The sequence below is a fragment of the Lysobacter soli genome, assembly GCF_003382285.1.
GTDB lineage: Bacteria > Pseudomonadota > Gammaproteobacteria > Xanthomonadales > Xanthomonadaceae > Lysobacter_J > Lysobacter_J soli.
The window spans coordinates 476150-499282 of the sequence record NZ_QTJR01000001.1; the positions used below are offsets into that span (position 1 = coordinate 476150).

Genomic DNA, 23133 nt, shown 5'->3' on the forward strand with positions numbered 1-23133 from the left:
GCGCGCGTACCGCCTGTAACGAACGCGTCGGAGCGAACGCTTCGACGCAACGCGACACCGCTCCACGCTCCACGTCTTTGCCGTCATCCCCGCGAATGCGGGGGCCTGTAGACCGATCCCTCCCCCGAACGTCGCAGGATTCCCGCCATCGCGGGAATGACGGCCCTTCTTCCCACGACGCGACCTCGCCGTCGCGTCGCACACCTCGGACGACGCCATGTCCACCATCGCGCAACAGGAAGAGGAGATGGGCCTGCCGGTCACGCCGGAACCGCCCAGTACCGCCTTCCGTCCGCCCAACATCGCGTTGACGACCGTCGGCCTGGCGCTGGCGTCGTTCATGCAGGTGCTCGACACCACCATCGCCAACGTCTCGCTGCCGACCATCTCCGGCAACCTCGGCGCGAGTGCGAACCAGGCGACGTGGGTCATCACGTCCTTCGCGGTGAGCAACGCGATCGCGCTGCCGCTCACGGGCTTCCTCACGCGCCGCTTCGGCGAACGCAAGCTGTTCACGTGGGCGACGCTCGCCTTCGTGATCGCATCGCTGCTGTGCGGCCTGGCCAATTCGATGGGCCTGCTGGTCGCCGCGCGCGCGCTGCAGGGCTTCGTCGCCGGCCCGATGTATCCGGTCACGCAGGCGCTGCTGATCTCGATCTATCCACCGCAGAAACGCGGGCAGGCGATCGCGCTGCTGGCGATGGTGACGGTCGTGGCGCCCATCGCGGGCCCAATCCTCGGCGGCTGGATCACCGACAACTACAGCTGGGAATGGATCTTCTTCATCAACGTTCCCATCGGGATCTTCGCCAGCATCGTCGTCGGACGGCAGCTGAAGGGCCGACCGGAACGCCTTGAGCGTCCGAAGATGGATTACATCGGCCTAGCCACCTTGGTGCTGGGCGTGGGCGCGCTGCAGATCATGCTCGACCTGGGCAACGACGAGGACTGGTTCAACTCGACCAAGATCGTGTGGCTGACGGTCATCGCGGTGGCCGCGCTCGCGGTGTTCATCATCTGGGAACTCACCGAGAAGGATCCGATCGTCAACCTGCGCCTGTTCCGCCACCGCAACTTCGCCAGCGGCACCGCGGCGATGGTGATGGCGTACTCGGCGTTCTTCAGCGTCGGCCTGCTCGTGCCGCTGTGGTTGCAGCGCAACCTCGGCTATACGTCGATATGGGCGGGTTTCGCTAGTGCGCCCATCGGCATCCTGCCCGTCCTGCTCACGCCATTGGTGGGCAAGTACGCATCGAAGTTCGACCTTCGCATGCTGGCGACGTTCGCCTTCGTGGTGATGGCGGCCACGAGTTTCTACCGCTCCGGATTCACGCTCGACGTGGACTTCGCGCGCGTGGCCGAAGTGCAGCTGTGGCAAGGCCTGGGCGTTGCGCTGTTCTTCATGCCGGTGCTGACGATATTGCTGTCGGACCTGGAACCGCACGAGATCGCCGCGGGTTCCGGTCTTGCGACCTTCGTGCGCACGCTGGGTGGCAGTTTCGCGGCGTCGCTGACGACGTGGGCCTGGAACCAGCGCAGCACGATCCACCACGCGCGACTGACCGAGAACATCAGCGCCTACGATCCGGCAATGCAGCAGACGGTGACCTCGCTGGGCCAGGGCGACGTGCAACGCGGCGCGGTGGTGCTGAACCAGATGATCTCGCAGCAGGCGGTGCAGATCGGCTTCAACGAGATCTTCCACCTGCTGGGCATCCTGTTCCTGGTGGTGATCGTGTTCGTGTGGTTCGCCAAGCCGCCGTTCACGGCGAAGATGGGCGGCGCGGCGGCGGGCGGTCACTGACGGCACGCTGCGCCGAATGCATGCAAGCAGGAAGGGGCCGGGAAACCGGCCCGTTCCCTTTCCGGGGCCGCCTGCACGCGTGCACTGCGTTCTAACCGGCAACGGATCGCGCCGATGCCCCGATGCCCCACTACGTCCTCACCCTTTCCTGCCCGGATCGCCCGGGCATCGTCAACGCGGTCACCGGGCACCTGCTGCGGTACGAGGGCAACATCCTCGAGGCGCAGCAGTACAACGATCGCGAAACCGACCGCTTCTTCATGCGCACCGTGTTCGCGCTCGCGCCGGAATCGCTGGCGCAGGTGCGCGCCGGCTTCGACACGCTCGCGCGCGCGTTCCGCATGGAATGGTCATTGCGTGATCGTGGCGAGCCGCGTCGCGTGATGCTGCTGGCGTCCAAGTTCGACCACTGCCTCGCCGACGTGCTCTACCGCTGGCGCATCGGCGAATTGCCGATGGCAATTACCGCCGTCGTCGCCAACCATCCGCGCGAAACCTACCGGCATCTGGACTTCGACGGCATCCCCTTTCATCACCTGCCCGTCGAGAAGGGCCGCAAGCACGAGCAGGAAGCCGCGCTCGCCGCATTGATCGAGGAAACCGGTACCGAGCTGGTCGTGCTCGCGCGCTACATGCAGGTGCTGTCGGCGGAGCTGGCGCGCACGCTCGCCGGGCGCTGCATCAACATCCACCACTCTTTCCTGCCGGGCTTCAAGGGCGCGCGGCCGTACCACCAGGCGCACGCGCGCGGGGTGAAGCTGATCGGCGCGACGGCCCACTTCGTCACCGCCGACCTCGATGAAGGCCCGATCATCGAACAGGACACGCAACGTGTGAGCCATCACGACACGCCCGACGACCTCATCCGCATCGGCCGCGACATCGAACGGCGCGTGCTCGCGCAGGCACTGCGTTACTGGCTCGACGACCGCATCCTGCTCAACGGCCATCGCACGGTGGTGTTCGCGGTGTGAACTGAATGCGTGTTCGCCACGCGCACACATCCCGCGCGTAAGGTGCGGCCATGGGCGCGGCGCGAGCGATGGATCATCGTGATCTGGCTGGGAACCGTCGTGATGTCGACGGTTCTCGTGGGCTGGCTCGTGCTCTGGCATCGCCTCACCGTGCAGCGCGAAGCGATGCGCCTGCAGGCGGCCTTCGATGCGCTGTCGTTCCCCACGCCCGCCGGCCCGCTCCCGGGCGAAGCGCTCACCGTGGTGAAGATCGCCTACCAGCTCGACGAGGACGATCCGGACATGCGTTCCCGCGCCGGGCCGGCGCATTGGGATTCGCTCTGGTACGCGGCCGGTCCGGGGCCGAGTTACTTCCTCGCCGTCTGCACGCTCGATGCGCGCACCGCCGGCGTCGCCCCGCGATGGGTCGTGCGATGCATAGACGAGACGCGGATGCGCGCCGCCATCAGCGACGATACGCGGGCGCAGATGCTGGCGTTCGGCGGCGCGATCGAGGCGTAAAAGCCCCGGCGATCACGCCCGTTCCAGCGCGTCCGCCAGCCGCTCCACCGCGATCACTTCCATCTCGCCGATGCGCCCGCTGCGCGGCGCGTTCGACTTCGGCACGATCGCGCGCTTGAAGCCGTGCGTGGCGGCTTCCTTCAGGCGCTCCTCGCCGTTGGGGACCGGGCGGATCTCGCCCGACAGACCGACTTCGCCGAACGCGATCGTCTGCTCCGACAGCGGCCGATCGCGCAGCGAGGAGAGCACGGCCAGCAGCACCGGAAGGTCTGCCGCCGTTTCCTGCACACGGATGCCGCCGACGACATTCACGAACACGTCCTGGTCGCCCACGCCGACGCCGCCGTGGCGATGCAGCACCGCCAGCAGCATCGCGAGGCGGTTGCCTTCCATGCCCACGGCGACACGGCGCGGATTCGACAGCGGCGAGGCATCGACCAGCGCCTGCACTTCGACCAGTAGCGGCCGCGTGCCCTCGCGCGTGACCATCACGCAGCTGCCCGGCTGCGGGCGCTCGCTGCCCGAAAGGAAGATCGCCGACGGATTGGGCACTTCGCGCAGGCCCTTCTCGCCCATCGCGAACACGCCCAGTTCGTTCACCGCGCCGAAGCGGTTCTTGAACGCCCGCAGCACGCGGAAGCGGCTGCCGCTTTCGCCTTCGAAATACAGCACCGCGTCGACCATGTGTTCGAGCACGCGCGGGCCGGCGATGCCGCCTTCCTTGGTGACGTGGCCGACGAGGAACACCGCGGTGCCGGTTTCCTTCGCGTAGCGCACCAGGCGCGCGGCACTTTCGCGCACCTGGCTCACCGAGCCGGGCGCCGCGCTGAGTTCTTCCGTCCACAACGTCTGCACGGAGTCGGCGACGATCAGGCCCGGGCGCATCTTCGCGGCGTGTTCGAGCACGCGTTCGACGCCGGTTTCGGCCAGCGCATGGACGCCATCGACCGGCACGCCCAGGCGCGAAGCGCGACCAGCGACCTGCGCCAGCGATTCCTCGCCGGTTACGTACAGGCCGGGCAACGTGCCGGCCATCTTGCTGATCGCCTGCAGCAGCAGCGTCGACTTGCCGATGCCCGGATCGCCGCCCACCAGCACCACCGAACCGTGCACCAGGCCGCCGCCTAGCACGCGGTCGAACTCACCGATGCCGGTGCTGACGCGGTCTTCCTCGGTGTGGCGCACGTCGGCCAGCGCGGTGACGGCCGGCGCGTCGGCCCTGCCCGCCCAGCTGCCGCGACGGCTCGCGGCGACGCTCGCGCCCGCCTTGGCGGCGGGTTCGACGACGAATTCGCTCAGCGTGTTCCAGCCGCCGCATTCCCCGCACTGACCCTGCCACTTGTTGTGGTCGGCACCGCATTCGGAACACACGTAGGCGGTGCGGGCCTTGGAGGATTTGGCGACTTTCGACATGGAGGGGGGCGCGGCGATGGGACTGCCGGCACTCTACCCGGCCCGCGTCGCGCAAGGCGAGACGCGGGCGGTTGCGGCTTACGCGGCGTAGCGGATGTGACGCTCCGGGTAGACGGCGTTCAGTTCATGCTGCGGCAGGCCGAGCAGCCCGCCGACGTCGCCGTGCGGCACGATGCTGTAGCCCCGCGCGTCGATGTCCTTGACGATCCCCATCCAGTCCAGCTTCGGCACGACGTGGTCGCTGTCCACCGACCATCCGAACCGTACTTCGCCCAGCGCGTCCATCTCGTCGCCGGGAAGTGGCGCGCCACACGGCGCGACCACGAATCCTTCGTTCTGTCCTACCACGAAGACATTGACCTGCATGTTCGACACCTTTCATGCCCCTGTCGAAAAACTGGCGGCATGTTGGCGATGCGCGCGCTAAAGAACGGTGAACATCAGATTGCCGGTAGATGAATCGTTCATCGAACGGACGTGAAAGGAAATTCAGGCGCGTTGTGCATTCACCGGCGCACGCCGCGATCGGCAGGCGCGCGCGGGGAACTTGGCGGCCTCTCAACTCGCCGCGCGGGTGCGTTTGGTCGTCTTGCCGGTCGCGCCGGCGCGCTTGACGGTCGCCTTCTTCGCGATGCCTGCGCGCTTGGTGGTGGCCTTCTTCGCAGCTTTCTTCGCGGTCTTCGGCGGCGCCTTCGCGGCAGCCGATTTCGCACCGGTCCGCGCGTTCGCATGCGACGGCGGCAGACGCTTGCGCGGACGCTTCTCGCTGAGGTCGACGATGCGGTTCTCGCCCATCACCTCTTCCTTCTTCGTCACGCGCGCGATGATGAAACTGACCGCCTTGCCGATCCAGGAACCCGGGCCGTCCCAGTATTCGACCGAGTGCACGTCCACTTCGAGCAGCGTGAGGTTCGGATCGTTCTTGCCCTTGGGGAAGAACGCCTTCATCGCGTCGTTCCACAGCTCCTCGATCATCTCGCGGTCGCGGTTCACGCGCGCGGTGCCGGTCATCGAGATGTAGACGTTCTTGCCCTTGCTCGCGTAGGCGAGATTGACCTTCGGATTGCGGCGGATCTCCGCCACCTTCGGGCTGTCGGTCTCGGTGAAGAACCACACGCGCCGACCGTCGAACCGCGCGTCCTGCGTGGACAGCGGCCGGCTCATCAGGAAGCCGTCCGCACCCGTCGTCGTCAGCATGGCGATGTCGATCTTCTTCAGCAGCTCGCCGATGCGCTTCACGTTCCTGTCGATGCCGGCCATCGTTCCACTCCGCAAGGAAAGTGGCGACTGTTCCATCGTCGGCGGGGAGCAGGCGTGAAGGGACGCGCGCCGCCATCGAGCACGCGCCAAAAAAAGAAGCCCCGCCGAAGCGGGGCTCAAAAAATAAACTGGTGCCGGAAATAGGAATCGAACCTACGACCTACGCATTACGAATGCGCCGCTCTACCAACTGAGCTATTCCGGCGGATGGTGCTGCGAAGCGCGTGGGCGGGCCGCTGGGGCCGTGCCGCGGAGCGCTCTCCGCGAAGACGGGAATTCTAGGCGCTGCCCCGGTACCGGGTCAATTGCCGGTTGAAGCCGGGGCTGCCGATCCGGTCGGTCAGTCGACCAGTTGCAGGCGCAGTTCCTTGGGCAGCGCGAAGACCATGTTCTCCGGCTCGCCTTCCAGGTCCGACACATGCATCGCGCCCAGCTCGCGCAGGCGGTCGATCACGCCGCGCACGAGCACCTCCGGCGCGGACGCCCCGGCCGTGACGCCTATGCGCTGGCGACCGGCGACCCACTTCGGGTCGATCTCTATCGCGCCGTCGATGAGGTAGGCCTCCACGCCTTCGCGCTCGGCCAGCTCGCGCAGGCGGTTGGAGTTGGAGCTGTTGATCGAGCCGACCACCAGCACCAGGTCGCAGCGCGCGGCCAGTTCGCGCACGGCGTCCTGGCGGTTCTGCGTGGCGTAGCAGATGTCGTCGTTCTTCGGGCCCTGGATGGCCGGGAACTTCGCGCGCAGGGCTTCGATGACGGTGCGGGTGTCGTCCACCGACAGCGTCGTCTGCGTGGTGTAGGCCACGTTCTCCGGCTGGTCGATCGTCAGTGCGGCGACGTCCTCGCTGTCCTCGACCAGGTAGATGCGACCGGCGCCCGCCTCGCGGCGCCACTGGCCCATCGTGCCCTCCACTTCCGGATGGCCTTCGTGGCCGATCAGGATCACGTCGCGACCGGCGCGGCACTGGCGGGCGACTTCCAGGTGCACCTTGGTCACCAGCGGACAGGTCGCGTCGAACACTTTCAACCCGCGACGCTCCGCTTCCATCCGCACCGCACGGGCGACGCCGTGCGCGCTGAAGATCACCGTCGCGTTGTCGGGCACCTCGTCGAGCTCCTCGACGAAGATCGCGCCGCGATGCTTCAGGTCGTCCACCACGAAGCGGTTGTGCACCACTTCGTGGCGCACGTAGATCGGCGCACCGAGGGTCTCGATGGCGCGCTTGACGATCTCGATGGCGCGGTCGACACCGGCACAGAAACCGCGGGGATTGGCGAGCAGGACGTCCATGAGACTTATTCTACCGGCGCTGGGCGACGGTCGCCGCGGGCTTGCTGAACAGCCCGAACAGCGCGATGCCGATGGCGCCTGCGACGATCGCCGAATCGGCGACGTTGAACGCCGGCCAGTAGTGGTCGCGCCAGTACCACTGGATGAAGTCCACGACGTGCCCGTGCATCAGGCGGTCGATGACGTTGCCCAGCGCACCGCCGATCACCAGCGCGTACGGCAGCGCGCTCTTCCAGTCGCGGCGCGGCGTGCGGGCCAGCCACCAGCCCAGCAGGCCGCTGATCGCCACCGCCAGCACTACGAAGAAGTACTTCTGCCAGCCGCCGGCATCGCTGAGGAAACTGAAGGCCGCGCCCGTGTTGTAGGTGCGGTACCAGTTCCAGAAGCCGTCGATCACCGGGATCGCCGTGTACTCCGGCAGCGAATCCAGCACCCACATCTTGGTGAGCTGGTCGAGCACGATGACCGCGACCGAAACGGCCAGCCACGGCAACGCGTTGGGACGAACCGGCGCCATCAGAACCACTCCCGGTGTTCGCCGTCGCCGGCGAGGTTGGTCACGCAGCGGCCGCACAGCTGCGGATGCGCCTCGTCGGTGCCGACATCGGCCCGGTACTGCCAGCAACGCACGCACTTGGTCTTCGTCGTCGGCGTCGCGAGCACGGCGATGTCCTTGATGCCGTCGTCGGCGACGATTTCCACGTCACCGCTGATGAACAGGAAACGCAGCTCGTCGGCAAACGGCGCCAGCCAGTTCTGGTCGGCGACGCCTGCCTTCAGGCTGATCTCGGCTTCCAGCGCAGCGCCGATCTCGCCCGCGGCGCGCATCGGCTCAAGCGTCTTGCTGACTTCCTCGCGCAGCGCGAGCAGGCGGTCGAAATCCTCCGCCGACAGCGCCGCATCTTCCGGCAACAGCGCCAGTCCGTCGTACCAGGTGACGAACAGGACGTTGTCCTCGCGCGGGCCGTGCTCGGTGACGGCCGGCAGATGTCGCCACATCTCGTCGGCGGTGAACGCCAGGATCGGCGCGATCCAGCGCACGAACGCCTCGGCGATGCGATACATCGCGCTCTGCGCCGAACGGCGGCCGCGCGAGTCTTCCGGCATCGTGTAGAGGCGGTCCTTGGTGACGTCGAGGTACAGCGATCCCAGGTCGACCGAGCAGAAGTTCGACAGCGCCTGCACGATCTCGGCGAAGTCGTAGCGCTCGTACGCGCTGGCGATGCGGTCCTGCAGCTCGGCGGCGCGATGCACGATCCAGCGGTCGAGCGCGACCATGTCCTCCAGCGGACGCAGGTGCGTCGCCGGCTCGAAGCCGTTGAGGTTCGCCAGCAGGAAGCGCGCCGTGTTGCGGATGCGTCGATAGACGTCGGAGGTGCGCTTGAGGATGTTGTCCGACACCGACATCTCGTTGCGGTAGTCGGTGGAGGCGATCCACAGGCGCAGCACGTCGGCGCCCATCGCGTTGATGACCTTCTGCGGCTCGACGGTGTTGCCGAGCGACTTGGACATCTTCTTGCCCTGCTCGTCCACGGTGAAACCGTGCGTCAGGACCTGGCGGTACGGCGCGACGCCGTCCATCGCCACGCCGGTGAGCAGCGAGGAGTGGAACCAGCCGCGATGCTGGTCGGAGCCTTCCAGGTAGAGATCCGCCGGCTTGTACAGGCCGTCCTGCGGACGCTGTGCGAGCACGCACTCGTGGCTCACGCCGGAGTCGAACCAGACGTCGAGGATGTCGGTGACCTTCTCGTACTGCGAGGCTTCATCGTCCAGCAGTTCCTCGGCGGTCATCGCGTACCACGCGTCGGCGCCGGCCTGCTCGACCTTCTCGGCCACCTTGCGCATCAGTTCGGGCGAACGTGGGTGGATCTCACCCGTTTCGCGATGGAAGAACAGCGCGATCGGCACGCCCCAGTAGCGCTGGCGCGAGATCGTCCAGTCCGGGCGGCCTTCGATCATGTTGTAGATGCGCGCCTCGCCCCACTCGGGCACCCAGGCGACCTTGCCGATCTCGCTCAGCGCATCGCGGCGCAGGTTGGCCTGCTCCATCGAGATGAACCACTGCGGCGTGGCGCGGAAGATCACCGGCGTCTTGTGGCGCCAGCAATGCGGGTAGCTGTGCGTGAGCTTGTGCGCGGCCAGCAGGTGGCCACTGGCGCGGACGACGTCCACCAGGATGTCGTTCGCCTTCCACAGGTGCAGGCCGGCGAGCACGACGCCGTCGGCCGGCGGCGTGGTCGGCAGGTACAGGCCCTTCGCGTCGACCGGGTTGATCTGCGCGGCGGTGTACTTGTCGGTCAGGCCGTACTTCAGGCCGATCGTGTAGTCGTCCGGACCGTGGCCCGGGGCGGTGTGGACCATGCCGGTGCCGTCCTCGGCCGACACGTGGTCGCCGACGAGCACCGGGATGTCGCGCTCGGCATAGAACGGATGCTGCATGAGCGCGCCTTCGAGGTCGCGGCCCAGCGCGCGGCCGAGGATCGCGACCTCCTCGACGCCATAGCGCGACAGCGCCTTGCCGGCGAGCGCTTCGGCGAGCACGAGCAGGCGACGGCCGCCGTCGGGCAGGCGCGGGCCTTCGACCAGCACGTAGTCGAGTTCCGGGCCGACGCTGATCGCTAGGCTCGCCGGCAGCGTCCACGGCGTGGTGGTCCAGATCGGCATCGCGACGCGCACACTGTCGTCCACGCTGGCACCGAACAGGCGCGCCACGGCCTGCGGATCACGCGCGTCGTAGGCGACGTCGATCGCCCAGGACTGCTTGTCGGCGTATTCGATCTCGGCTTCGGCCAGCGCCGAACCGCAATCGAAGCACCAGTGCACCGGCTTCGCGCCGCGCACCAGGTGACCGCGCTCGACGATCTTCGCCAGCGAGCGGACGATGTCGGCCTCGTAGCGGAAATCCATCGTGCGGTACGGGTTTTCCCAGTCGCCGATCACGCCCAGCCGCTTGAAGTCGCGGCGCTGCAGGTCGATCTGCTCGCTCGCGTATTCGCGGCACTTCTGGCGGAACTGCGCGGCGTCGAGCTTCTCGCCGACCTTGCCGAACTTCTTCTCGACCTGGTGTTCGATCGGGAGGCCGTGGCAATCCCAGCCCGGCACGTACGGCGCGTCATAGCCGGCCATCAGCTTGGACTTCACCACCAGGTCCTTGAGGACCTTGTTGACCGCGTGGCCGATGTGGATCGCGCCGTTGGCGTACGGGGGGCCGTCGTGCAGCACGAAGCTGCGCTCGCGCTTGCCGACCTTCTCGCGAATCTGCGCGTACAGGCCGTCGGCCTCCCAGCGCGCCAGGGTTTCGGGCTCGCGCTTGGGCAGGTCGCCGCGCATCGGGAATTCCGTCGCGGGCAGGTGCAGGGTGGCTTTGTACTGGTTGGGATCTTGGGCGGTCACAAGCGGCGCTCAGGCGAAGGCGTGGTGTTGTTCTTTCGAAAGGATCTCGCGTGCTTCTGCAGCATCGCGGTGCATCTGCGCGGTCAAGGCCGGCAGATCGGAAAACTTCAGTTCATCGCGCAGCTTCGCGACGAACTCGACTTCGATGCGGCGCCCGTACAGGTCGCCATCGAAATCGAAAAGATGCGCCTCCAGCAGCGGCTCCACGCCGTCCACCGTCGGCCGCGTGCCCAGGCTCGACACCGACGCGCGCGGTGCATCGCCCACGCCATGCACCCACGTGGCGTAGATGCCCGACAACGCCGGCGTGCGGCCGCCGAAGCGGAGGTTCGCCGTCGGAAAGCCCAGCGTGCGGCCGAGTTGCTTGCCCTGCACGACGTGGCCTGCAATGGCGTACGGGCGGCCGAGGAAGCGTTCGGCCGTCGTGAAATCGCCCTCGCGCAGCGCCTGGCGGATGCGCGTGGCCGAGACTCGTTCGCCATCGACCTGCACCGGCTCGATCTCGCCGGCGACGAACCCGTGCGCCTGCCCCACCGCCTTCAACACGCCGATGTCGCCGCCACGCGCCTTGCCAAAACGGAATTCCGGACCGACCCAGACCTCGCGCGCATTCAAGCGGTGCACCAGCACCTGGTGCGCGAACTCCTCGGCGGTGAGGGAACACAGCCGGCGATCGAAACGCAGCAAACCGAGCTGGTCGACGCCCATTTCGAACAGGCGCCCGGCCTTGGTACGCGGCAGCATCAAGCGCGGCGGCGGGTCGTCGGGCGCGAAGAACTCACGCGGCAGCGGCTCGAAACTCAGCACCACGCAGGGCACGTCGAGCGCGCGCGCGCGGACGAGCGCGTGGCGCACCAGCGCCTGGTGGCCCAGGTGCAGGCCGTCGAATGCGCCGATGCAGACCACACTGCCGTGCGGGCATCGGGGCCCGCCTTCGACGTCACGAAACAGCCTGCTCATCGGTCCGAAGTATAGCCGGCCAGGTCCATCTCCAAGGCTCACCGTACGGTCCACTCAGTGTTCGCGCAGGTCGCGCGGGCGGAAGCCCATCGCCAGCAGCGCCACGAGATAGACCATCCCGCCACCGCCGACCAGCACGGCGAGATACCCGACGCGCGCCAGCTGGCCGATCTGCGTGAACGCTGGCGCCCATTGCAGCCCCGCCCACAGCGCGGCGGACATCGCCACGCACGCGACGAGCAGGCGCATCAGGTAACGCAACCAGCCGGGCTGGCGTTCGTACACGCCCGCCTTGCGCAGCCAGTGCCACAGCAGCGCGAGATTGAGGTAGCTCGCCGCGGCACTCGCGAAACCCAGCGCCAGGTGCAGGCCGGGCGTCTGTTCGAGCGCGGCGAACACGCCCTTGGCGCGCACTTCCGGCGTGGTCCACAGCACGTACAGCACCCACAGGAACAGCACGTTGAGCACCATGTTCGCGATCAGCGAGGCGATGCCGGCGCGAACCGGCGTCCGCGTGTCCTGCCGCGCGTAGAACGCCGGCAGCACGATCTTCACCAGCGCGAAGGCCGGCAGGCCGAAGCTCAGGCCGAACACCGACATCGCCGCCATCTGCGTGTCGAACGCGGTGAACTTGCCGCGCTGGAAGAGCGTCGCCACCAGCGGTTCGGCCAGGAACATCAGCCCGAGCATCGCCGGCATCGCGATCAGCAGCGTGGTCCGCAGGCCCCAGTCCAGCGCCTTCGAAAACCCTTCGGTATCGGTCTTGACGTGGTGCCGCGACAGCGCCGGCAGGATCACCGTGCCCAGCGCGACGCCGAACACGCCCAGCGGCAGTTCGAGGAAACGATCGGCCTGCGAGAGCCACGTCTGCGAACCGACGAACAGCAGCGAGGCGATCACCGTATCCAACAGCAGGTTGATCTGCGCCACCGACGAGCCAAATAGCGTCGGCACCATCAGGCGCATCACCTTGCGCACGTCCGGATGCCTCCAGCCCCACTTCGGCAGCGTGAGCAGGTCGAGCTTGCGCAGCGCCGGCAGTTGGAAGACCAGCTGTGCGATGCCGCCCGCCAGCACGGCCCAGCCCAGCGCGAGGATCGGCACTTCCAGGTGCGGCGCGAGCCACAGCGCGCCGGCTATCATGAAAAGGTTGAGGATCACCGGCGTGAAGGCCGGCAGCCCGAACCGGTGGAAGCTGTTGAGCGCCCCGCCCGCCAGCGCGGTGAGCGACACGAACAGGATGAAGGGGAACGTCAGGCGCAGCAGGTCGACGGTCAGGCCGAACTTCGGCGCGTTGTCGAGCGAGCCCGGGCTGAACACGGCCGCGATCTGCGGGGTGAAGATCAGCCCCAGCGCGGTCAGCACCATGAGGATCCCGCCCAGCGTGCCGGACACGCGGGCGACGAGTTCCTTCAGGTCCGCATGCGGGCGGGTTTCCTTGATCTCGGTGAAGACCGGCACGAACGCCGTCGAGAACGAACCCTCGGCGAACAGGCGCCGCATGAAGTTCGGGATCCGGAACGCGACCCAGAACGCGTCGGTGCCCGCATTGGCGCCGAAGGCCTGGTTGATCGCGATGTCGCGGACCAGGCCCAGCACGCGCGAGACCATGGTCATGCTGCTGAACGACAGCAGCCCTTTCAGCATCTTCGGCGCGCTCAAGCCCGCCCTCCCCGAGTCCGGCGGCCGCCGGCGTTGTTGTTGACGCAACCCACTGAATCCTCCATACTTTCTGGTCTGATTGTCCCCAGACCCTTTTCACTACCAGTTTCCAGGAATTCGCCGTGGCCAACATCAAGTCCGCCAAGAAGCGCGCCAAGCAGACCGTGGTCCGCAATGCCCGCAACGCCAGCCAGCGTTCGATGCTGCGTACCGCCGTCAAGAAGGTGCTCAAGGCCCTGGGCGAGAACGACGCCGCCGGCGCCGAGTCCGCCTTCGCCGTCGCGCAGCCGATCCTCGATCGCTTCAGCTCGCGTGGCCTGATCCACAAGAACAAGGCTGCCCGCCACAAGGCCCGCCTGAACGCCCGCATCAAGGCGCTCAAGGCCGCCTGATACGGCGGAACGGGGACGGGAGTCCGCGGCTTTGCCCGACGGACTCCAGGCAGCAAACAAAAACCCGGCCGATGCCGGGTTTTTTGTTGCCTGCGCGAAGGCCTCAGGGTGCTGCATGCCCCTCGCCTGCGCGCTCGGCTTCCAGCGCCGCTTCGCGCTGGCGATCGAAGAAGGTCATGACGTCGAGCATGATCGGCCACGTGCCCTCCCGGCCGATGGCCGAGACGAGGTAGTGGCGGTCCTTCCAGCCCAGTTCGTCGATGATCGACTTCACGGCGGCCTGCTGCTCTTCCTCCAGCAGCAGGTCGGCCTTGTTGAGCACCAGCCAGCGCGGCTTGTTGAGCAGCTCGGGATCGTGCTTTTCCAGTTCGCGCTCGATCGCGCGCACCTGGTCGGCCGGGCTTACGCCCTCCTCCGCGCCTTCGTCGTACACGCCGCCCGCGGGCGCGATGTCGACCAGATGCAGCAGCAGGCGCGTGCGCTGGAGATGCTTGAGGAACTGCGTGCCGAGGCCCGCGCCTTCCGCCGCGCCTTCGATCAGGCCGGGAATGTCGGCGATGACGAAGCTGCGGTGCGGCTCGACGCTGACCACGCCGAGGTTCGGATAAAGCGTGGTGAACGGATAGTCCGCCACCTTCGGGGTTGCCGCGGAAACGGCGCGGATCAGCGTGCTCTTGCCGGCATTCGGGAAGCCCAGCAGGCCGACGTCGGCAAGCAGCTTGAGCTCGAGCTTGAGCACGCGCTCCTCGCCCGGCAGGCCCGGCAGCGCCTTGCGCGGCGAGCGGTTCACCGAGCTCTTGAAGTGCATGTTGCCCAGGCCGCCCTTGCCGCCCTTCGCGACCAGCAGGCGTTCGCCGTGGCGCGTGAGGTCGCCGATGACTTCATCGGTCTCGACATTCATCACCACGGTGCCGACCGGCACGGTGATGACCAGGTCGTCGCCGGCCTTGCCGTACATCTGGCGGCCCATGCCGTTCTCGCCGCGCTTGGCGCGGAACTGGCGCTGGTGCCGGAAGTCGACGAGCGTGTTGAGGTTTTCGTCGGCCAGCAGCCAGACGCTGCCGCCGTCGCCGCCGTCGCCACCATCGGGGCCGCCGAGCGGGATGAACTTCTCGCGACGGAAACCGACGCAGCCGTTGCCGCCGTTGCCTGCGCTGACCTGGATTTCGGCTTCGTCGACGAGTTTCATTGGAGTGCCGTGATTCGTGATTCGGAGTTGGTGATTCGTGAGAACGCGGCCGCGTTGCAGTCTAAAGGAATGCGGAACGCTGGCAGGCGCCGGAGATCCGTTCGCCTGCGCGAATCACGAATCCCGACTCACGAATCACGTCATTGAAAACGAAAAGCCCCGCCGAAGCGGGGCTCCTCGTTGTCCTTTTGAAAAGTCCGCACACGGATGTGCGGGCTCTTGCGAAGGGACTCGCGTATGACGAGGAATTACTCGACGACGCTGACGGTGCGACGCTTCTTCGGACCCTTGGTCGAGAACTCGACCTTGCCGTCGACCAGCGCGAACAGCGTGTGGTCGCGACCCAGGCCGACGCCGGCGCCCGGATGGAACTGGGTGCCGCGCTGGCGAACGATGATGTTGCCGGCCTCGATGGCCTGGCCGCCGTAGATCTTCACGCCCAGGTACTTCGGGTTGGAGTCGCGGCCGTTACGGGTGGAACCTACGCCCTTTTTGTGTGCCATGGCTGCTTCTCCTTACTTAGCCGGCAATGCCGGTGATTTCGATTTCGGTGTAATGCTGACGGTGGCCCATCTGCTTGCGGTGGTGCTTGCGGCGACGGAACTTCACGATGCGCACCTTGTCGGCGCGGCCGTGGCCGACGACCTTGGCGGAGACCGACGCGCCCTTCAGGGCATCGCCAACCTTCACGCCATCGCTGCCGCCCAGCATCAGGACGTTGTCCAGCTTGATCTCGCTGCCGACTTCGACATCGAGCAGCTCGACGCGCAGGGTTTCGCCCTGCATCACGCGGTATTGCTTACCGCCGGTGACTACAACTGCGTACATGACCAGATTCCTCTGTAGTTATTTTGGTCGCTGTCGGCACCCGAGGCGGGCGGACAGAAGCGGAATTCTAGGGCTTTCAGCGAGTTGGAGCAAGTCGGCCCGACTTGGGGTCCGAGTTGGCGGTGCGGGGGGCATACGCGCGACCCGGCCCCTCCTCGTGCGGCTGGAAACCCCTGAAACACGACAGGCGGCACATTCCTGCCCGCATTCAGTATCGTGTTTATTTTGTGAGAATTATCAACCACTTGCACGCGGTGCAGGCATCCCTTAACGTCGCTTCGACATGGCGGTTCAGGGCCCGTCCATGTCCCAGCCAACACTCGATGGGCCAGCGTTCACGCAGGCCGGGGGGACAGTCGCTGTGCAGTCGCAGGCCCTGATGTCTTCCGAGGACGCCACCGCGTCCACAGCAACGGGCGATCCCGCCCGCGCTTCCGCATCCCCGATCGACGCACATCGCACGCATCCAGACGCGCGCTCCGACGCCGCGACCGCGCGTGCGCAGCATCGCTCCAGCTCCGCCCACCCATATGCGGGCACGCGCACGACGCCGGACGGCGTTGCTACGCGGGCCTCCACCCAGTCGCGCTCCGGTTAGCGCCGTCGCGCACTCGCACCGGCGTCGCATAGGGGGAGGCGCCGGAGGTTCCTGCAGCAGCAGCCAACAAAGGACGTTGTCATGACTCGCAAAGCCCGCACCCTCAAGTGGACCGCCCTCGCCGTCGCCACCGCGCTCATCGCCGCCCCCGCGGCCTACTCCGGCGGCAAGTTGCCCGTCGCCAACAAGGTCAAGGTGTCCACGCTGTCGCCGGCCGCCGCCAAGGCGGCGAAGGAACAGCCGCAGAAGTACGACCGTTTCATCGTCACCTATCGTGAGGGCGCCAGGCGCCTGAGCGCCGCCGCCGCGACCACGCAGTTCGCCACCGCCGCGAAGAACCTCAACGTCGGCATCGCGCCGATGCGTACGCTGGCCACCGGCAGCTCGCTGATCCGCACCGACCGCAAGCTCGACAGCCTCGCCACCAAGCAGCTGATGCTGGAGCTGATGAAGGATCCGAACGTGCTCGCGGTCGAACCCGATCGCCTGCGCAAGCCGCTGATGGTGCCCAACGATCCGCTCTACGCGCAGCAGTGGCACTACAAGAACGGCCCCGGCGGCATCAACGCCGAACCGGCGTGGGACCTGTCGACCGGCGACGGCGTCGTGGTCGCGGTGCTCGATACCGGCATCACGCCGCATTCGGAACTCAATAGCCAGACCGTCCCGGGCTACGACTTCATCATCGATACCGAAGTGAGCGTGGACGGCGACGGGCGCGACGCGGATCCGAACGATCCGGGCGACTGGCACGACGGCGAATGCAACATCTTCGGCATTCCCGAAGACAGCAGCTGGCACGGCACGCACGTGGCTGGCACGGTCGCGGCGGCGACGAACAACAACGCGGGCGTGGCCGGCGTGGCGTTCGGCGCGAAGGTGCAGCCGGTACGCGTGCTGGGCAAGTGCGGCGGCTACGAGTCCGACATCATCGACGCGGTGACCTGGGCGTCCGGCGGCACCGTGGCGGGCGTTCCGGCCAATGCGACGCCGGCCGAAGTCATCAACCTGAGCCTCGGCGGCAGCGGCGCGTGCTCGGTCGCCGAGCAGGCGGCCTACACCGCGGCGAAGGCGCGCGGCACGACGGTCGTGGTCTCGGCCGGCAACTCCTCGGCCGATGCGGCGGGTTATTCGCCCGCGAGCTGCAACGACGTCATCACCGTGGCGTCCGTCGGTCCGACCGGCGAGCTTTCGGAATTCTCCAACTACGGCAGCGTCGTCGACGTCGCGGCGCCGGGCGGTTCGGGCGTCGTACCGGCCGCGGACAACATCCTGTCGACGCTGAACCTCGGCGCGCAGGGCCAGGGCGCCGAAGGCTACGCGTGGTACGCGGGCACTTCGATGTCCGCCCCGCACGTGGCGGGCACGATCGCGCTGATGCAGTCGGCCGCGGCCACGCCGAAGACGCCGGACCAGATCAAGAAGATCCTGGAAAACACGGCGTACGCGTCGGGTGGATTCGCCGGCGGCTGCAGCTACAACCTGTGGTGCGGCGCCGGCATCATCGACGCGCGCTACGCGGTCGCCGTCGCCAAGGGCGACGAACCGCTGCCGCCGGACGTGCCGCCGGCTCCGGAACCGCCGCCGGCCACCGAGCTGCAGAACGGCGTCACCGTCACCGGCATCGAAGTGCTCGCCAACGACACCGTGCGCTACCAGCTGCTGGTGCCCAACGGCGCGTCGAACCTGCTGTTCGCGATGTACGGCGGCACGGGCGATGCCGACATGTACGTGCGCCGCGCGGCAGAGCCGACGACCACCGCGTACGACTGCCGTCCGTACACCGCGGGCAACAACGAGAACTGCTTCTTCCCGGCCCCACAGGGCGGCACCTGGTACGTGACGATCCGCGGCTTCAGCAAGGCCACCGGCGTGTCGCTGTATCCGAGCTTCGTCGATGCGAACTGGCCGCGTTCGGTGGAAGCCGAGGCGATCGGGCTGGCGAACCATCGCACGCAGGTCACGCTCACCTGGACGCACGGCAAGAAGAACATCGACATCTACCGCAACGGCGCGATCCTCAAGACCGTGAAGAACAAGGGCACGGCGACGGATACGTTCCGCATCATCGGTAGCGGCACGATGAGCTACAAGCTGTGCAACAACGGCACGCAGGAATGCGCCGACCCGGTCGAGATCGATTACGCCTCGCACAAGTAAGCGATCGCGTTCGACCGATGCAGCAAGCAGGAAGGGCCCGGTCCGCCGGGCCCCTCCTTCCTTCCCCGCGATGGAGTGCCCATGAAGCCAGCCCGTGCTTTTCCTGTCCTGTTCCTCCCCGTCGTGCTGATCGCCGGCGTTGCCGCGCTGTCCGCCTGCAATCGCGACACAGCGACCACCCAGGCGCCGCCGCCGACGGCTGCCGCGCCAGTGGCGCAGTTCGACGCCACGCTCAATGTGGTGAACAACAACGGCACCGTCCGCTACGACGGCGTCGTCGGTACCGATGCCGCGCGCCAGTCCGTCGAAACCGCGCTTCGTCGCGCCTACGGTCGCGTCTCCGGCGACCTCAAGGTCGATCCCGGCGCACGGCCCGCGCCCTGGCAGGACGGCCTGCCGGAATTCCTGAAGACCTTCAACCAGCCGGGCGCCGCCGTCTCGTTCGAAGGTCGCCGCATCGAGCTCCACGGCCACGCCAGCGAGGACGACCGCAAGGCCCTGCTCGCGCGCGCCGAACTGCTCTATCCCGGCTACGCCTACACGGGCCTGTTCCAGGGCGTGGGCGATGACGCGCAGGGCGAAGCGGTTTCCGCCGTGCTCGCGGCCGTGAAGCCCGGAACGTCGGGCGCGCCGCTGGTGAAGGCGCTCAACGAGGCCGTGACGCAGACGCCGATCCGCTTCGAGCCCGGCAGCGCGCGCGTGGCGCCCGACAGCCTGGCGTTGCTCAGCAAGGCCGCGCAGGTGATCCAGGCGTCCGGCGACGCCACGCGGCTGCAGATTGCCGGCCCCGCCGCCGACGATCCCTCGCTCGCGCAGCAGCGCGCCGAGGCGATCAAGGTCCAGCTGATCGTCAACGGCGTCAGCCCCGCCGCGCTGGAAACCACCGCGCAGGCCGGCAACGGCGAAGCCGCGGCGTTCCGGTTGCTGTAAGCGGGCGCGACCGCGTCTATTTCACTCCTGCCACCTCCACTGCCGCGCAGTGGAGGAATGGCCGTCTCAGCCAGTGAGACGGCAGGTTCAGGAATCCCGCGTGGAACCCGCTGAACCGTGCTCCACGCGGCATTTCGCGCGCCTTTGGTTCCGGGCATTTGCCCCCATCTTCGCCTGTCGATACGCTCCCCTGTTCGCCCCGCGCTCCGCGACGGCGACCCTCCCATACAGGCAACCGATGGCGCTGGATTACATCCGCATCCGCGGCGCGCGGACGCACAACCTCAAGAACATCGACCTCGACCTCCCCCGCGACAAGCTCATCGTGATCACGGGGCTGTCGGGATCGGGCAAGTCCTCGCTCGCGTTCGACACGATCTACGCCGAAGGCCAGCGTCGCTACGTCGAATCGCTGTCGGCCTACGCGCGCCAGTTCCTCTCCGTGATGGAGAAGCCGGACGTCGACCACATCGAGGGTCTCTCGCCGGCGATCTCGATCGAACAGAAGTCGACCTCGCACAACCCGCGATCCACCGTCGGCACGATCACGGAGATCTACGACTACCTGCGCCTGCTCTACGCGCGCGTGGGCACGCCGCGCTGCCCGGACCACGGTTACCCGCTGGAAGCGCAGACGGTCAGCCAGATGGTCGACCAGGTCGTCGCGCTCGGCGAAACCGAAGCCGGCCGCGAACAGCGCTACATGCTGCTGGCGCCGGTGATCCGCGAGCGCAAGGGCGAGCACGCGCAGGTGTTCGAACAGCTGCGCGCGCAGGGCTTCGTGCGCGTGCGCGTGGACGGCGTGCTGCACGAGATCGACGCCGTGCCGCCGCTCGCGCTGCGCGTGAAGCACACCATCGAAGCGGTCGTGGACCGCTTCAAGCCGCGCGACGACATCAAGCAGCGACTGGCCGAATCGTTCGAGACCGCGCTCAAGCTCGGCGACGGCATGGCGCAGGTCATGTCGCTCGACGACGCCGATGCGGCGCCGCTGCTGTTCTCGTCCAAGTACAGCTGCCCGGTGTGCGAATACTCGCTGCCGGAGCTGGAACCGCGCCTGTTCTCGTTCAACTCGCCGGTCGGCGCGTGCCCGACGTGCGACGGCCTGGGCGTGGCGCAGTTCTTCGATCCCTCGCGCGTGGTCGTGCATCCGGAGCTGTCGCTCTCGGCCGGCGCCGTCCGTGGATGGGATCGTCGCAACGCCTATTACTTCCAGCTGATCCAGTCGCTCGCGCGCCACTACAAGTTCGACGTCGATGCGCCGTGGCAGTCGTTGCCGAAGAAGGCACGCGACGCGGTGCTGTTCGGCAGCGGCGATGAAACCATCAGCTTCACCTACCTCACCGAAGCCGGTGGCCGCAGCCAGCGCAAGCATCGCTTCGAAGGCATCGTGCCGAACCTGGAACGTCGCTACCGCGAGACCGAATCGGCCGCAGTGCGTGAAGAGCTGGCCAAGTACATCAGCGAACGCGCCTGCACCGATTGCGGCGGCGCGCGACTGAACCGCGCCGCGCGCAGCGTGTTCGTCGACGAGCGTCCGCTGCCGGACATCGTCGTGATGCCCGTGGACGAGGCGCTGGCATTCTTCAAGGCGCTCAACCTGCCCGGCTGGCGCGGCGAGATCGCCGTCAAGATCGTCAAGGAAATCGCCGACCGCCTGCGCTTCCTCGTCGATGTCGGCCTGGACTACCTCACGCTGGAGCGCAAGGCCGATTCGCTCTCGGGCGGCGAAGCGCAGCGCATCCGCCTGGCGTCGCAGATCGGCGCCGGCCTGGTCGGCGTGATGTACGTGCTCGACGAGCCGTCCATCGGCCTGCACCAGCGCGACAACGAACGCCTGCTCGGCACGCTCACGCGACTGCGCGACCTCGGCAACACGGTCATCGTGGTCGAGCACGACGAGGACGCGATCCGTCTTGCCGATTACGTCGTCGACATCGGTCCCGGCGCCGGCGTGCACGGCGGCGAAGTGATCGCGCACGGCACGCTGGACGACCTGCTCAAGTCGCCGCGTTCGCTCACCGGCCAGTACCTGTCCGGCAAGCGCGGCATCGAAGTGCCGACGCGTCGCCACAAGCCCGACGCGAAGACCACCTTCCACCTGCGCGGCGCCACCGGCAACAACCTCAAGGACGTCGACCTGGCGATCCCGTCGGGGCTGTTCACGGCGATCACCGGCGTGTCCGGCTCGGGCAAGTCGACGCTGATCAACGACACGCTGTTCGCGATCACCGCCAACGAGCTCAATGGCGCCTCGCATACGGCGGCGCCGTACCGCGAGTACGAGAACATCGAGCTGTGGGACAAGGTCGTCGATATCGACCAGTCGCCGATCGGCCGCACGCCGCGTTCGAACCCGGCGACCTACACCGGCCTGTTCACGCCGCTGCGCGAGCTGTACGCGCAGGTGCCCGAAGCGCGCGCGCGTGGCTATTCGCCGGGCCGCTTCAGCTTCAACGTGCGCGGCGGCCGCTGCGAGGCCTGCCAGGGCGACGGCCTGATCAAGGTGGAGATGCACTTCCTGCCCGACGTGTACGTGCCGTGCGACGTCTGCGGCGGCAAGCGCTACAACCGCGAGACGCTGGAGATCCTCTACAAGGGTTACAACATCAACGACGTGCTGGAAATGACCGTCGAAGATGCGCTGAACCTGTTCGAGAACATCCCGGCGATCTCGCGCAAGCTCGAAACACTGATGGACGTGGGCCTGAGCTACATCAAGCTGGGCCAGAGCGCGACGACGCTATCCGGCGGCGAGGCGCAGCGCGTGAAGCTGTCGAAGGAACTCTCGCGGCGCGACACCGGCCGCACGCTGTACATCCTCGACGAGCCGACCACGGGCCTGCACTTCCACGACATCGAACACCTGCTGACCGTGCTGCATCGGCTGCGGGACGACGGCAACACGGTGGTGGTGATCGAGCACAACCTCGACGTCATCAAGACGGCGGACTGGGTGATCGACCTGGGTCCGGAAGGCGGCCACCGTGGCGGCACGATTCTGGCCTGCGGTACGCCGGAAGAAATCGCCGCGCTGCCCCATTCGCACACCGGCCGCTTCCTCGCGCCGCTGCTGCAGGCCAAGCCGGAAGCGTCCGCGCGCAAGGCCAAGCCGGCCGCAGCCAAGGCCGGCGGAAAGGCGGCCTCGAAGACGGCAACGACGAAGACCGCGGCGACCAGGACGGCCGCCGACAAGAAGAACAACACGAAGAAGAAGTCCGCCGCATGAGCGACGCCGCAACACCGAAGGTCCGCAAGACGCCTGCCCGCCGGCGCAAGCCGGCGGCGAAGAAGACCACCGAAAGCGCGGCGCCTGCCGCTGCGCCCCCAACGCAGCCCGCCGAAGAAAACGCAGCACCCGTCGCGCTGATCCGCGTCCCGCTGTCGGTACGCTGGCGCGACCTGGACGCGTTCAACCACGTCAACAACTCGAAGTACCTGAGCTATCTCGAGGAAGCGCGCCTGCGCTGGATGCTCGGCGTGCCGGGTCAGGGGCTGGACGATCACGTCGCGCCCGTCGTCGCCGCTGCGCACCTCAACTATCGCCGTCCGATCGAATGGCCGGCGGAAGTGGACGTCGAACTGTTCGTGGAACGCCTGGGCAACACGAGCGTCAGCATCGGCCACCGCATCGTCGATGCGAAGGACGACACGGTGCTCTATTGCGATGGCAACGTCGTGATGGTGTGGATCGACCGCGGCACGGGACGTGCGGCGGAACTGCCGGTGGCGGTGCGCGAGGCGTGTTCTTGAGGCATCGCGATCGACGGTCGGCCGC

General features: G+C 67.4%; 18 protein-coding genes, 1 tRNA gene and 1 pseudogene. 8 read left to right on the plus strand and 12 right to left on the minus strand.

From position 1 onward, the window contains the following. Positions 1-247: 247 nt before the first annotated feature. From DX912_RS02045 to DX912_RS02055, 3 genes are all read left to right on the plus strand, one after another. Positions 248-1804, plus strand: a complete 1557-nt coding sequence (locus DX912_RS02045; protein WP_147298549.1) for a DHA2 family efflux MFS transporter permease subunit — start codon at positions 248-250, stop codon at positions 1802-1804. Between the two features lie 122 nt (positions 1805-1926). After that, a complete protein-coding gene (gene purU, locus DX912_RS02050; protein ID WP_115840771.1) occupies positions 1927-2778 on the plus strand; it encodes a formyltetrahydrofolate deformylase in 852 nt (283 codons plus the stop codon). 102 nt (positions 2779-2880) lie between these two features. After that, positions 2881-3279: a hypothetical protein gene (locus tag DX912_RS02055; RefSeq protein ID WP_147298540.1), complete on the plus strand. Its 399-nt coding sequence runs from the start codon at positions 2881-2883 to the stop codon at positions 3277-3279. A gap of 12 nt (positions 3280-3291) precedes the next feature. On the opposite strand, the gene radA is transcribed toward DX912_RS02055, so the two are convergent. The 9 genes and pseudogenes from radA to murJ all read right to left on the minus strand — a co-directional run bounded on the left by radA (position 3292) and on the right by murJ (position 13243). Beyond that, the gene (radA, locus tag DX912_RS02060; protein WP_115840773.1) at positions 3292-4692 is read right to left on the minus strand and encodes a DNA repair protein RadA; all 1401 of its coding nucleotides are present in this window, start codon (positions 4690-4692) and stop codon (positions 3292-3294) included. Positions 4693-4770: 78 nt separating this feature from the next. Next, a complete protein-coding gene (locus DX912_RS02065) occupies positions 4771-5058 on the minus strand; it encodes a hypothetical protein (protein ID WP_147298541.1) in 288 nt (95 codons plus the stop codon). Between the two features lie 402 nt (positions 5059-5460). Beyond that, positions 5461-5952, minus strand: a pseudogene (locus tag DX912_RS02070) (pyridoxamine 5'-phosphate oxidase family protein); the annotation flags it as partial. A gap of 129 nt (positions 5953-6081) precedes the next feature. After that, positions 6082-6157, minus strand: a tRNA-Thr gene (locus DX912_RS02075). Between the two features lie 135 nt (positions 6158-6292). Continuing rightward, the gene (gene ispH, locus DX912_RS02080) at positions 6293-7243 is read right to left on the minus strand and encodes a 4-hydroxy-3-methylbut-2-enyl diphosphate reductase (RefSeq protein WP_115840776.1); all 951 of its coding nucleotides are present in this window, start codon (positions 7241-7243) and stop codon (positions 6293-6295) included. Between the two features lie 10 nt (positions 7244-7253). Beyond that, on the minus strand, positions 7254-7760 hold the full coding sequence (lspA, locus tag DX912_RS02085; RefSeq protein ID WP_115840777.1) for a signal peptidase II: 507 nt from the start codon (positions 7758-7760) through the stop codon (positions 7254-7256). After that, complete coding sequence (gene ileS, locus DX912_RS02090) at positions 7760-10573, minus strand: isoleucine--tRNA ligase (protein WP_220340751.1); 2814 nt, start codon at positions 10571-10573, stop codon at positions 7760-7762. Before ileS ends, lspA begins: the two co-directional genes overlap by 1 nt. Before the next feature lie 72 nt (positions 10574-10645). Beyond that, on the minus strand, positions 10646-11596 hold the full coding sequence (locus tag DX912_RS02095) for a bifunctional riboflavin kinase/FAD synthetase (RefSeq protein ID WP_115840779.1): 951 nt from the start codon (positions 11594-11596) through the stop codon (positions 10646-10648). Between the two features lie 54 nt (positions 11597-11650). Beyond that, positions 11651-13243, minus strand: a complete 1593-nt coding sequence (gene murJ, locus DX912_RS02100; protein WP_181902685.1) for a murein biosynthesis integral membrane protein MurJ — start codon at positions 13241-13243, stop codon at positions 11651-11653. Between the two features lie 137 nt (positions 13244-13380). Here murJ and rpsT point away from each other — a divergent pair, with 137 nt between their 5' ends. Further along, entirely contained in the window at positions 13381-13650 is a 270-nt protein-coding gene (gene rpsT, locus DX912_RS02105) for a 30S ribosomal protein S20 (RefSeq protein ID WP_115840781.1), read from the plus strand. Between the two features lie 103 nt (positions 13651-13753). On the opposite strand, the gene obgE is transcribed toward rpsT, so the two are convergent. The 3 genes from obgE to rplU form a co-directional block, all read right to left on the minus strand. After that, positions 13754-14839 (minus strand): GTPase ObgE, encoded by a 1086-nt coding sequence (gene obgE, locus DX912_RS02110; RefSeq protein WP_115840782.1) that lies wholly within the window; start codon positions 14837-14839, stop codon positions 13754-13756. 248 nt (positions 14840-15087) lie between these two features. After that, positions 15088-15342: a 50S ribosomal protein L27 gene (gene rpmA / locus DX912_RS02115; RefSeq protein ID WP_115840783.1), complete on the minus strand. Its 255-nt coding sequence runs from the start codon at positions 15340-15342 to the stop codon at positions 15088-15090. A gap of 16 nt (positions 15343-15358) precedes the next feature. Then, on the minus strand, positions 15359-15667 hold the full coding sequence (rplU, locus tag DX912_RS02120) for a 50S ribosomal protein L21 (protein ID WP_115840784.1): 309 nt from the start codon (positions 15665-15667) through the stop codon (positions 15359-15361). 679 nt (positions 15668-16346) lie between these two features. On the opposite strand from rplU, the gene DX912_RS02125 reads away from it, so the two are divergent. The 4 genes from DX912_RS02125 (at position 16347) to DX912_RS02140 (ending at position 23108) form a co-directional block, all read left to right on the plus strand. Further along, positions 16347-18425 carry a S8 family peptidase gene (locus tag DX912_RS02125; protein WP_115840785.1) on the plus strand — a complete coding sequence of 693 codons (2079 nt, stop codon included), beginning with the start codon at positions 16347-16349 and terminating at the stop codon, positions 18423-18425. A gap of 81 nt (positions 18426-18506) precedes the next feature. Then, the gene (locus DX912_RS02130) at positions 18507-19355 is read left to right on the plus strand and encodes an OmpA family protein (RefSeq protein WP_115840786.1); all 849 of its coding nucleotides are present in this window, start codon (positions 18507-18509) and stop codon (positions 19353-19355) included. A 238-nt stretch (positions 19356-19593) separates the two neighbouring features. Then, the gene (uvrA, locus tag DX912_RS02135; protein WP_115840787.1) at positions 19594-22584 is read left to right on the plus strand and encodes an excinuclease ABC subunit UvrA; all 2991 of its coding nucleotides are present in this window, start codon (positions 19594-19596) and stop codon (positions 22582-22584) included. Continuing rightward, entirely contained in the window at positions 22581-23108 is a 528-nt protein-coding gene (locus DX912_RS02140; protein ID WP_115840788.1) for an acyl-CoA thioesterase, read from the plus strand. The genes uvrA and DX912_RS02140 overlap by 4 nt, the downstream gene beginning before the upstream one ends. Positions 23109-23133: the final 25 nt, after the last annotated feature.

What these genes read in the sequence shown, in the direction of transcription:
- ileS (WP_220340751.1), bottom strand. Translation starts at nt 10,573, where the DNA reads ATGCGCGGCGACCTGCCCAAGCGCGAGCCCGAAACCCTGGCGCGCTGG.
- ispH (WP_115840776.1), bottom strand. Translation starts at nt 7,243, where the DNA reads ATGGACGTCCTGCTCGCCAATCCCCGCGGTTTCTGTGCCGGTGTCGAC.
- DX912_RS02045 (WP_147298549.1), top strand. Translation starts at nt 248, where the DNA reads ATGGGCCTGCCGGTCACGCCGGAACCGCCCAGTACCGCCTTCCGTCCG.
- DX912_RS02055 (WP_147298540.1), top strand. Translation starts at nt 2,881, where the DNA reads ATGTCGACGGTTCTCGTGGGCTGGCTCGTGCTCTGGCATCGCCTCACC.
- DX912_RS02130 (WP_115840786.1), top strand. Translation starts at nt 18,507, where the DNA reads ATGAAGCCAGCCCGTGCTTTTCCTGTCCTGTTCCTCCCCGTCGTGCTG.
- DX912_RS02065 (WP_147298541.1), bottom strand. Translation starts at nt 5,058, where the DNA reads ATGCAGGTCAATGTCTTCGTGGTAGGACAGAACGAAGGATTCGTGGTC.
- radA (WP_115840773.1), bottom strand. Translation starts at nt 4,692, where the DNA reads ATGTCGAAAGTCGCCAAATCCTCCAAGGCCCGCACCGCCTACGTGTGT.
- rplU (WP_115840784.1), bottom strand. Translation starts at nt 15,667, where the DNA reads ATGTACGCAGTTGTAGTCACCGGCGGTAAGCAATACCGCGTGATGCAG.
- lspA (WP_115840777.1), bottom strand. Translation starts at nt 7,760, where the DNA reads ATGGCGCCGGTTCGTCCCAACGCGTTGCCGTGGCTGGCCGTTTCGGTC.
- DX912_RS02095 (WP_115840779.1), bottom strand. Translation starts at nt 11,596, where the DNA reads ATGAGCAGGCTGTTTCGTGACGTCGAAGGCGGGCCCCGATGCCCGCAC.
- DX912_RS02140 (WP_115840788.1), top strand. Translation starts at nt 22,581, where the DNA reads ATGAGCGACGCCGCAACACCGAAGGTCCGCAAGACGCCTGCCCGCCGG.
- DX912_RS02125 (WP_115840785.1), top strand. Translation starts at nt 16,347, where the DNA reads ATGACTCGCAAAGCCCGCACCCTCAAGTGGACCGCCCTCGCCGTCGCC.
- purU (WP_115840771.1), top strand. Translation starts at nt 1,927, where the DNA reads ATGCCCCACTACGTCCTCACCCTTTCCTGCCCGGATCGCCCGGGCATC.
- murJ (WP_181902685.1), bottom strand. Translation starts at nt 13,243, where the DNA reads ATGCTGAAAGGGCTGCTGTCGTTCAGCAGCATGACCATGGTCTCGCGC.
- rpmA (WP_115840783.1), bottom strand. Translation starts at nt 15,342, where the DNA reads ATGGCACACAAAAAGGGCGTAGGTTCCACCCGTAACGGCCGCGACTCC.
- obgE (WP_115840782.1), bottom strand. Translation starts at nt 14,839, where the DNA reads ATGAAACTCGTCGACGAAGCCGAAATCCAGGTCAGCGCAGGCAACGGC.
- uvrA (WP_115840787.1), top strand. Translation starts at nt 19,594, where the DNA reads ATGGCGCTGGATTACATCCGCATCCGCGGCGCGCGGACGCACAACCTC.